The sequence below is a fragment of the Streptomyces azureus genome (genome assembly GCF_001270025.1).
Lineage (GTDB): Bacteria > Actinomycetota > Actinomycetes > Streptomycetales > Streptomycetaceae > Streptomyces > Streptomyces azureus.
This window is the reverse complement of the sequence record NZ_DF968433.1, coordinates 1-9,275: the sequence shown is the minus strand read 5'-3', so window position 1 is coordinate 9,275 and position 9,275 is coordinate 1. Positions and strand designations below refer to the sequence as shown.

Annotated in this window: 11 protein-coding genes and 1 tRNA gene; 9 read left to right on the top strand and 3 right to left on the bottom strand. The window is 69.8% G+C overall.

The genetic code is table 11. The annotated features are described in order from the left end of the window. Positions 1-246: 246 nt before the first annotated feature. Genes AOQ53_RS35165 through AOQ53_RS35155 form a run of 3 tightly spaced genes read left to right on the top strand, consistent with a single transcriptional unit; the run spans position 247 to position 2,986 of the window. A complete protein-coding gene (locus tag AOQ53_RS35165) occupies positions 247-1,290 on the top strand; it encodes a chorismate-binding protein (protein ID WP_059423621.1) in 1,044 nt (347 codons plus the stop codon). Then, the gene (locus AOQ53_RS35160; protein WP_059423619.1) at positions 1,287-2,108 is read left to right on the top strand and encodes an aminotransferase class IV; all 822 of its coding nucleotides are present in this window, start codon (positions 1,287-1,289) and stop codon (positions 2,106-2,108) included. The genes AOQ53_RS35165 and AOQ53_RS35160 overlap by 4 nt, the downstream gene beginning before the upstream one ends. 53 nt (positions 2,109-2,161) lie before the next feature. Beyond that, positions 2,162-2,986 (top strand): GNAT family N-acetyltransferase, encoded by an 825-nt coding sequence (locus AOQ53_RS35155; RefSeq protein ID WP_059423617.1) that lies wholly within the window; start codon positions 2,162-2,164, stop codon positions 2,984-2,986. Positions 2,987-3,028: 42 nt separating this feature from the next. Here AOQ53_RS35155 and AOQ53_RS35150 read toward each other — a convergent pair whose 3' ends face one another. Then, complete coding sequence (locus tag AOQ53_RS35150; RefSeq protein ID WP_059423616.1) at positions 3,029-3,562, bottom strand: DsbA family protein; 534 nt, start codon at positions 3,560-3,562, stop codon at positions 3,029-3,031. Positions 3,563-3,725: 163 nt separating this feature from the next. Between AOQ53_RS35150 and AOQ53_RS35145 the strand changes: the two genes are divergently transcribed. Together AOQ53_RS35145 and AOQ53_RS45035 are read left to right on the top strand one after the other, a co-directional pair. Then, positions 3,726-4,169 (top strand): hypothetical protein, encoded by a 444-nt coding sequence (locus AOQ53_RS35145; protein WP_059423615.1) that lies wholly within the window; start codon positions 3,726-3,728, stop codon positions 4,167-4,169. A gap of 152 nt (positions 4,170-4,321) precedes the next feature. Next, a complete protein-coding gene (locus AOQ53_RS45035) occupies positions 4,322-4,498 on the top strand; it encodes a hypothetical protein (protein WP_167537303.1) in 177 nt (58 codons plus the stop codon). Positions 4,499-4,585: 87 nt separating this feature from the next. Here AOQ53_RS45035 and AOQ53_RS35140 read toward each other — a convergent pair whose 3' ends face one another. After that, positions 4,586-5,146, bottom strand: coding sequence for a CGNR zinc finger domain-containing protein (locus AOQ53_RS35140; RefSeq protein ID WP_059423613.1), 561 nt, complete (start codon positions 5,144-5,146; stop codon positions 4,586-4,588). A 334-nt stretch (positions 5,147-5,480) separates the two neighbouring features. Next, entirely contained in the window at positions 5,481-5,894 is a 414-nt protein-coding gene (locus AOQ53_RS35135) for an SsgA family sporulation/cell division regulator (protein WP_004002642.1), read from the bottom strand. 191 nt (positions 5,895-6,085) lie between these two features. On the opposite strand from AOQ53_RS35135, the gene AOQ53_RS35130 reads away from it, so the two are divergent. From AOQ53_RS35130 to AOQ53_RS35115, 4 genes are all read left to right on the top strand, one after another. After that, entirely contained in the window at positions 6,086-6,544 is a 459-nt protein-coding gene (locus AOQ53_RS35130) for a TIGR02611 family protein (protein WP_059423611.1), read from the top strand. Positions 6,545-6,623: 79 nt separating this feature from the next. After that, a tRNA-Val gene (locus tag AOQ53_RS35125) sits at positions 6,624-6,695 on the top strand. Positions 6,696-7,109: 414 nt separating this feature from the next. After that, a complete protein-coding gene (locus AOQ53_RS35120; protein WP_059423608.1) occupies positions 7,110-8,399 on the top strand; it encodes an ABC transporter substrate-binding protein in 1,290 nt (429 codons plus the stop codon). Then, positions 8,399-9,275: carbohydrate ABC transporter permease (locus AOQ53_RS35115; protein ID WP_059423607.1), on the top strand; the 877-nt coding region annotated here is incomplete at its 3' end. The genes AOQ53_RS35120 and AOQ53_RS35115, both read left to right, overlap by 1 nt.

The window sequence follows — 9,275 nt, the reverse complement described above, 5'->3', positions numbered from 1 at the left end:
ACGACGAGGCTCGAACTCGCGACCTCAACCTTGGCAAGGTTGCGCTCTACCAACTGAGCTACGTCCGCTTGTCGTTTCGGCCCGCTCTCGCGGCCCGGCGACGAGTTGAACTCTAGCGGATTCCGGGGCCAGCACAAAAACGCGTTTGTGCAGCGTGCTGCGCTTCCCCTGCTCAGGGCGGTCACAGCGCCTCACGAAGGGACATCCCCCGGTCACCCGCGGGACACCCGCCATAGACTCGACTGCGTGCTCGACCTTCCTCCCCTCGCCCGCTTCGGCGACCGTGTCGCCACCGGGCTCCTCGACGTCACCGACGATCCCGAAGCCCTGGAGTCCAGCGGTTTCTGGGCGGTCTGCGCCGACTTCGAGGGCCGTCTGACCTGCGCACGCTTCCGGGACGTGCGGAAGGCGGCCGTGCCCGCCCCCGTGCCCGGCGTGTGGCGGGGACCGGCGGAGAGTGACTGGACGTCGTCGCTCGACCGCGCAGCGTACACGGCGGCGGTATGGCGGATCCGCGAGCACATCGCGGCCGGAGAGGTCTACCAGGCGAACCTGTGCCGGGTGCTGTCCGCGCCCGTCGCGCCCGGCGCCGACGTGGACGCCCTCACCGCGCTGCTGGCCCGCGGCAACCCGGCACCGTATGCAGGAACGATCCGCCTGCCCGGTCACGGAGTGGAGATCGCCACCGCGTCCCCCGAGCTGTTCCTGCGGCGTGACGGACGCGTCGTCGTGTCCGGACCGATCAAGGGCACCGGCCGCACCGAGGCGGACCTGCTGGAGAAGGACTACGCCGAGAACGTGATGATCGTGGACCTGGTCCGCAACGACATCGGGCGGGTCTGCGCCACCGGCAGTGTGACGGTGCCCGACCTGTGTGCCGTCGAGAAGCATCCGGGGCTGGTCCATCTCGTGTCGACGGTCCGCGGTGAGCTGGGGGAGGGGGCCGGCTGGGCCGAACTGCTCGCCGCCGCCTTCCCGCCCGGCTCCGTCACCGGCGCGCCCAAGTCGAGCGCGCTGCGGATCATCGACGCGCTGGAGACGGCGCCCCGGGGACCGTACTGCGGGGGGATCGGCTGGGTCGACGCCGACCGGCGGGTCGGTGAGCTGGCTGTCGGGATCCGCACCTTCTGGATCGACCGGGCCGACGGTGTGCTGCGCTTCGGCACCGGCGCCGGCATCACATGGGGCTCCGATCCCGAGGGGGAGTGGCGGGAGACCGAGCTGAAGGCGGCCCGGCTGCTCGCGATAGCGTCGGGAGCGTATGAGGTGAGTGGAGAGGACCTGACGTGAAGATCTGGCTCGACGGCGGCTTGCAGGACATGGAGTCCGCCCGCGTCTCCGTCTTCGACCACGGGCTGACCGTGGGCGACGGCATCTTCGAGACCGTGAAGGCCGTGGACGGCCGGCCGTTCGCGCTCACGCGGCACCTCGACCGGCTGACCCGGTCGGCGCGCGGCCTCGGACTGCCCGACCCGGACCACGACGAGGTACGCCGCGCCTGTGCCGCCGTCCTCGAGGCCAACCCCATGCCGCTCGGCCGCCTGCGCATCACCTACACCGGCGGCCACGGCCCGCTCGGCTCCGACCGCGGCGAGCACGGCCCGACCCTCGTCGTCGCCCTCGGCGCGACCACCCGCCGCCCCGACTCCACCGCCGTGATCACGGTCCCCTGGACGCGCAACGAGCGCGGCGCGCTCACCGGCCTGAAGACCACCTCGTACGCCGAGAACGTCGTCGCCCTCGCCCGCGCCCGCGAACAGGGCGCTTCCGAGGCCCTGTTCGGCAACACGGTGGGACAGCTGTGCGAGGGCACCGGGTCCAACGTCTTCGTCGTCCTCGACGGCGAGATCCACACTCCGCCGCTCGCCTCGGGCTGCCTCGCGGGCATCACGCGCGCGCTGGCGATCGAATGGACCGGCGCCGAGGAGACGGACCTGCCGCTGGACGTCCTGGAGCGGGCCGACGAGGTCTTCCTCACGTCCACCCTGCGGGACGTCCAGGCCGTCCACCGGGTCGACGACCGTGGGCTGCCCGGCGCGCCCGGCCCGGTGACCGCCAAGGCCATGCGGATCTTCGAGGACCGGTCCGGGGACGACCTCGACCCCTGACAACCCCGCATATTCGGCTGACCGGGGGCGTGGTTGCGGGTAGAACACCCCTGATGACCACGACCCTGCGGCCGACCGAGCCGCTTCAGCAGAACGCCGACGGGACGCGCTCACGCCGCTACCAGGTGTGCGTGAACAGCCGTCCCGTAGGGGCGATACACCTCGGCACGCATCCCGTGTTCGGCGACGCCGTGGCCCGGATCACGAAGCTGCGCATCGACGAACCGGACCGCGGGCGAGGCCGGGGCACGGTGGCCGCGCTCGCCGCCGAGGAGGTGGCGCGCGGCTGGGGGTGCCGCCGTATCGAGGCGACCGTCCCCGCCGACGCCGCCGCGGCGTTCCGGCTCGCCACCGCGCTCGGTTACGTCGTGCGCAACCGCGGCATGGAGAAGTCGCTCGGCGACACCCCGCCGGAGCTGCCGGAGGGGAGCCGTGCCCGGCCCATGACCGAGGCGGAGTTCGGCCCCTGGCTGGAGAAGGGCGAGGAGGACTACGCGCGGAGCTGGATTGAGCGGGGCGTTCCGGAGGCCGAGGCCCGCGCCAAGTCGGAGCGGGACCACGCCACCCTGCTGCCCGAGGGCCTCGCCACCCACGGCACGCTCATCAGCGTCCTGGAACACGAGGGGACGGCGGTGGGCGTGCTGTGGCTCGCGCTGCGCGCGGACAGCGCCTTCGTCTTCGACGTCGAGACCTACGCCGCCCACCGCGGCAAGGGGCACGGCCGCACCCTCATGCTGCTGGCCGAGGCCCAGGCGATCGTCGAGGGCAGGCGGGCCATCGGCCTCAACGTCTTCGCCGGCAACACCCCGGCCGAACGGCTCTACGCGTCGCTCGGCTACGAGACGAAGCTGTACGCGATGTACAAGCCGCTGGTGTAGCGGCCGGGCAGGGACGGGCGGCCAGGGGCGGGGGCCTTCGGGTCAGCCCTGCTGCTGCTCCTGCCCGCCCAGCAGCCGGTCCGCGATCTGCTCGATCCGCTCGCGCAGCCCCTCCTGGCTCTTGCCGCCGTCGAGCCGCTCACCGCCGATGACGTACGTCGGGGTGCCGGTCACGCCGATCGCCTTGCCCTCGGCCTGGTCGGCGTCCACGATCAGGATGTGCCGGCCGTCGATCAGGGCCGTGTCGAACTCCTCGGCGTCCATGTCCAGTTCGCGGGCCAGCTCGACCAGGAAGGGTTCGCCCTTGCGGCCCAGTTCCTCGACCCGCCCCAGCAGCGCCTCGGCGTACTCCCAGCCCCGGCCCTGCTCCCACGCCTCCTCCGCGGCCTGGGCGGCGGCGAAGGCGTGCTTGTTCTTCTCCAGGGGGAAGTGCCGCAGCCGCAGCTCCAGACGGTGGCCGTAGCGGGCGCGCAGGGCACGGAGGTCGTCCAGCGCGGTGCGGCAGTCCGGGCACTGGAGGTCGCACCAGACCTCGAGGACGGGGGTGGCGGCAGGGGCGGGGGAGGAGTCGCTCATACCGACATTCTCCCAGGCCGTACACGCGCACCGGCACCTGCGGAGGAGGCGACCCGGAGATGTCCCTGATGTCGGGCCGGGGCATGGCCCCCCGGCGTACGGCGGGTGCAGGATGGAAGGGACGAAGTGCCCCTGTTCGACCGCGCCACGCCTGGAGGACCGGATGATTGCCGAGACCGTCTGCTCCGCCGTGTCCGCGGCAGGCCTGGGTATTGCGCTCATCACGGCGTACCGCAAGCGCTTCCTCGCGGCGACCCGTATCGCGGCTTACTCGCTCGTGCCGATCGGCCTGGTCATGACGGGCGTCGTCGAGTGGCTGGCCGACACCGCGTTCAGCCCGATGGCCTGGGCGGGCTTCGGAGTGCTCGGAATCGCGTGGGTGCTGTTCACGACCACGCGTGTCGTGGAGCGCCGCCGCGGAGGCACCCGCAAGGAACGCAGGGCGGCCCGCGCGGCTGCCCAGCCGGAGGCTGTGGCTCCGGCGGCCTCGGCGCCCTCCCTGGGCCAGAGCCAGGGGTCCCGCCCGGCCACTCGGCCCGCGACGGCATCCCGGGGCGACGACGACTTCAGCGACATCGAGGCCATCCTCAAGAAGCACGGCATATGACGGCCGGGCATCGGCCGAATCGTCACAGTGGGTCCGAGGGTGCGCGGAAGTGATCACAACCTGAACCGGACCTCGCGGAATCGGCGCACTCCCGCACGGAACGAGGCCGCTGATCGCGTCTGACCCGGCGACTGCGTCATCATCGCCGCGAGATGCTGGACACGACGAATCAGAGCGACCCCGCGCCGCCGCAGGACGAGCCCCGTCCCCGGCAGGACGAGCCACGTGGTTGCCTCTTCGCCCTTTCCCAGCCACCGCTGATGATCTTCCTTGCGGTGATCGGGAGTCTGCTGCTCATGGCCTCGTTGCACGACCTGCTGCTGCTGTGAGCCGTACCCGCGGTACCCGGCGCCACCCGCCGGGACCGCGTCGGCATCGACGATCCATCCGCCCGTCAATCGCCCCTGCGGTGGCGGTCAGCGCGCCGCTTCCTTACGGCGCGCCCGGTACGCGGCCACATGCAGGCGGTTCCCACAGGTGCGGCTGTCGCAGTACCGCCGCGAGCGGTTGCGGGACAGATCGACGAAGGCCCTCCGGCAGTCGGGCGCCTCGCACCGCCGCAGCCGCTCCTGCTCCCCGGCGACCACGAAGAAGGCCAGCGCCATCCCGCAGTCGGCGGCCAGGTGGTCGGCGACGGAGGCGCCGGGCGCGAAGTAGTGCACATGCCAGTCATAGCCGTCGTGGTCCGTGAGTCGGGGTGTGGTGCCGGCGGCCGCGACCAGCTCGTTGATCAGGCCGGCGGCGGCCCGGGCGTCAGGGGCGGCGAAGACGGCGGCGAACCGCCCGCGGATCTTCCGCACCGCGGAGAGGTCGAACTCCGAGAGCACTCCGATATCGCTGATCTCATGGTTTCGTACGAACTCCGCGAGTGTCGCCACGTCCGGCAGCCCGTCCGCCGCCGTGTCGTCCTCCGGTGCGGTGTTCACCAGATCGACCACGGTGTCGAGGGCGCACCGGGTGTCGTGGGTGATCAGCACGATTCGCTCCCTGGCCTGGGGGTCGGGCAGGCGCCCGCCGATGCTGGCCGATGGTAATGGCTCCACCACCGCCGGACCGCTCTCATGCCCGCACATGGCTTCGAATGCAACGCCGCCGGGCAGGCCATGGTTCCCGCCCGCCCTCCGGGCGGCGGACGGCCCGTCGCCGCGGGCTGCCGCCGGCGGCACACGCGATCCGAACGGCGCCACACCCGAGCCGGCGCCGCCCCGCGTGATCCGCGGTGCCGGCGCCGGTGTATTCCGTATGCGGTTGTCCAGGCCCGAGCCGTCTCCCCGAGTCGACGGCGCCGGGCGGCTTTGTGAGGGCCTCGCCCTAGCTTTCCGCCAGGATGTGCGAGAGCTCCTGGTCGAGGTCGAAATGCCGGTGCTCCGTGCCGGGCGGCACGGCGGCGTCGGTCCGCTTCAGGAAGGACTCCAGGGCCCGTGCCGGGGCCTCGAGCAGGGCCTCGCCCTCCGGCGAGCTCAGGGCGATGCACACGACGCCCTGCCCGTGACTGCGCGACGGCCAGACGCGGACGTCGCCGGTACCCGTAGGGCGGTGAAGTCCCTCGGCGAGGAGGTCGCGGGCGAACACCCACTCGACGGTCTCCTCGGCTCCGGTGTGGAAGGTGGCGTGCACGGCGTAGGGGTCGGCCGTGTCGTACCGCAGGCCTGCGGGGACAGGCAGGGAGGACTCGCTCGACACAACGAGGCGCAGGTGCAGCTCGCAGCTGACCGTGGTGTTCATAAGCGCCAGGGCCTTTCGCTCAGTGTGCGCTCGGGGATTCGCACGTCGGCGAAATCGACATGCCACCTACGGTGCCGTTGTAAACCCCTCTGGGTGTTTTGCGTGCCTTTATGTAACTCTTCTGGCCGAGAGGTCGTTCGCGCCGTGCGTCCATTCCGGTGACTGGTTTCGCTCCGGTAGTGTTTGGCCGTATGAATACGGGGAGTGACGAGCCGGGCGAGGTGGCCGTGGCGCCGGACGAGACGGGGACGGACGAGGTGCGCAGCGAGCAGGAGCGGGGTCTCGGCTCGCGGGCGCCCGAATTCATCAAGGCGCGCCGCCTGCTGCACGTGAGCTGGCAGGTCGGCGTCTTCATCATCGGGCTCGCGGTCGTCGTGGCGGGCATCATCATGCTGCCCCTGCCGGGGCCGGGCTGGGTCGTGATCTTCGGCGGCATGGCGATCTGGGCGACCGAGTTCGTGTGGGCCCAGCTGGTGCTCCGCTGGACCAAGCGAAAGGTCACGGAGGCTGCGCAGCGCGCCCTCGACCCCAAGGTGCGCCGCCGGAACATCATCCTGACGACCATCGGGCTGGTGATCGTGGCCGTACTGGTCGGTATCTACCTGTGGAAGTTCGGCATGGCCATGCCGTGGAAGATCAAGAACCAGTGAGCCGCGGCGGGGGTGCCGGTGCCAGGCCGACGCTGGTCACAGGCACCCCCTGACATGGGGTAATCTTCTTCCTGCGTCCGGGCGATTAGCTCAGTGGGAGAGCGCTTCGTTCACACCGAAGAGGTCACTGGTTCGAACCCAGTATCGCCCACCCGGATCGGCGGCCCACCTGCGATAGCGCAGGTGGGCCGCCGTCGTGCGGGTGTCCGTTGTCACGGTTGCCGAAGGCCCGCCGTGCCGTTCTTCTCCAGGGTCCGCTGACGGAAACCGGCCACCTCGCGCGCGGCTCCACGCCATCCACCCCGGCGTCGTCTTTCGGTCGCTCCCGAAACCCGTGTGAGCGACCCGGCCCCGTTCGGCCCACCGACCGCACCGGCCCGGACCAGTGACGTCACCCCGGCGGACCCGGCGCGTCCCCGCCCCCTCCCGCCTCGCCTCCGGCCCGCTCGGTAAGAAATTCTTGTCCGAATCATTGACGCACCCTCAGGCCCTCCGTACCTTGTGCCAGCAAGCGCTTACTTGAAACGATTCATGCGAGCGGGACGACGTGCGGGGAGGTCCAACCGTGGTGAACGGCAGGAATGTTGAGAGACGTACGATTCTGAAGGCAGCCGGGGCCACGGCGGCCACGCTGGGGCTGGCCGCGACCACCGGCTGCGGTGGCGACGGAGGGACCTCCGCGGACGGGACGGTGACGATCCGTTACGCGTGGTGGGGTGCCGAGGACCGCGCCCAGCGCATCAACAAGACCATCGCGCTCTTCGAGAAGAAGTACCCGAAGATCAAGGTGAAAACGGACTTCCAGCCTTATCTCGACTTCTGGAAGAAGTTCAACACCCAGGCTTCCGGCGGAAATCCGCCGGACGTCTTCCAGAATGCCATCGGGTTCCTGCGCAAATACGACGCGAAGAACGTGCTGCTCGATCTCGGTGAGCAGGTCAAGGCCGGCAACCTCCGGATGGACGGATTCCGTGCCGGACTCGAGAAGTTCGGCGAGGTCGACGGCAAGCTCCTCGGCGTTCCGGTCGGTTCCAACTCGATGGCTCTGGTCATCGACAAGCCCGTCTACACCAAGGCGGGCGTGAAGCCGGAGCAAGGCTGGACCTGGGACGACTACCACGCGGCCATGGAGAAGATCCGCGACAAGACGGGGCGTGCCGGTGACACCGGCCCGTACAACATCATGTACCTCTACGACCTCTACCTGCGCCAGAACGGCAAGGCGTTCTTCACCGAGGGCGGGCTCGGGTTCACCGAGGCGGACCTGAAGGACTGGTGGACGAAGGCCAAGAAGGGTGTCGAGGACGGCATCTACGCCAACCAGAAGAAGGTCGCCCAGATCAAGCCCAAGTCCGCGGTCGCCGGTGAACTCTCCGGTGGCGAGTTCACCTGGGACAACTTCACCGTCCGCTATACCTCCGAGGGCAAGAGCGAGTACGGCCTGGCTCCCATCCCGACCACGGACGGAAAGAAGACCGGCCAGTACCTCGGCTCCCTCATGCTCAGTGCCTCCAAGCGCACGCAGCACCCCAAGGAAGTGGCCCAGTTCATCGACTTCATGGTCCACGACCCCGAGGTCGCCAAGATCATGGGATACGACCGCGGTGTGCCCGCGACGCAGGCCCAGTTCGACGCGTACAAGCCGAACGACCCGGTCAACCAGGCGATAGCCGCCTACGAGGAGTCCCTCGTCGAGGCGGGTGTCCTGGAGCCCATCACGCCGCACCCGAACGGCGCGGACATCTGTGAGGCCGCGTTCCTGCGCATTGGTGAGGAACTCGGCCTGGGCAAGCGCTCGGTGGACGACGCCGTCAAGCAGTTCTTCACCGAGTCGAAGACGGCTCTCGGCACCTGATGGGAACCACCGTGACACACGCCCCTGCGACGGAGGACCTGTCCAAGGTCTCTGAGCCGCGGCACGGTCCGGTGAACTCCCAGCGCCCCGCCGACCTCAAGCGGCGGGGCCGCCGGGAGACCCTGGCCGGCTATCTCTTCATGTCCCCCTGGATCGCCGGGTTCCTGCTGCTGACAGCGGGCCCGATGGTCGCCTCGCTCTACTTCGCCTTCACCGACTACAACCTGTTCGACGCGCCCAAGTGGATCGGTTTCGACAACTTCTCGGAGATGTTCGGCGATCCGCGCTGGCAGCACTCGGTGCGGGTGACGCTGTGGTACGTGGTCGTCGGTACGCCGCTCAAGCTGCTCTTGGCCTTGGGCGTGGCGCTGCTGCTGGCCCAGAAGCGGCGCGGGCAGGCCTTCTACCGGGCCGCCTTCTACGCGCCGTCACTGATCGGCGCGAGCGTCTCCGTCGCGATCGTCTGGAAGGCGATCTTCTCGGACGACGCGATCGTGGACCGTACGCAGAAGATCTTCGGGATCGACGTCGGCGGCTGGACCGGCGACCCGGACATGATCATCTACAGCCTGGTGGCGCTCACCGTCTGGCAGTTCGGCGCCCCCATGGTCATCTTCCTGGCCGGCCTCAAACAGGTCCCGCGTGAGCTGTACGAGGCGGCCGAGGTCGACGGGGCCGGCAAGCTGCGGCGGTTCTGGAACATCACGCTGCCGATGATCTCCCCGGTGCTCTTCTTCAACGTCCTGCTGGAGACGATCCACTCCTTCCAGATCTTCAGTTCGGCGTACATCGTCGGCGGCGGCGCCGGAGGCAACGCCTGCGGTCCGGCCGACGGCTCGATGGTCTACACCTGCTACCTCTATGTCCAGGGCTTCG

Excerpts from the sequence above, each read along its gene's own strand:
- AOQ53_RS35155 (WP_059423617.1), top strand. The coding sequence starts at position 2,162 with ATGACCACGACCCTGCGGCCGACCGAGCCGCTTCAGCAGAACGCCGAC.
- AOQ53_RS35150 (WP_059423616.1), bottom strand. The coding sequence starts at position 3,562 with ATGAGCGACTCCTCCCCCGCCCCTGCCGCCACCCCCGTCCTCGAGGTC.
- AOQ53_RS35145 (WP_059423615.1), top strand. The coding sequence starts at position 3,726 with ATGATTGCCGAGACCGTCTGCTCCGCCGTGTCCGCGGCAGGCCTGGGT.
- AOQ53_RS45035 (WP_167537303.1), top strand. The coding sequence starts at position 4,322 with ATGCTGGACACGACGAATCAGAGCGACCCCGCGCCGCCGCAGGACGAG.
- AOQ53_RS35135 (WP_004002642.1), bottom strand. The coding sequence starts at position 5,894 with ATGAACACCACGGTCAGCTGCGAGCTGCACCTGCGCCTCGTTGTGTCG.
- AOQ53_RS35130 (WP_059423611.1), top strand. The coding sequence starts at position 6,086 with ATGAATACGGGGAGTGACGAGCCGGGCGAGGTGGCCGTGGCGCCGGAC.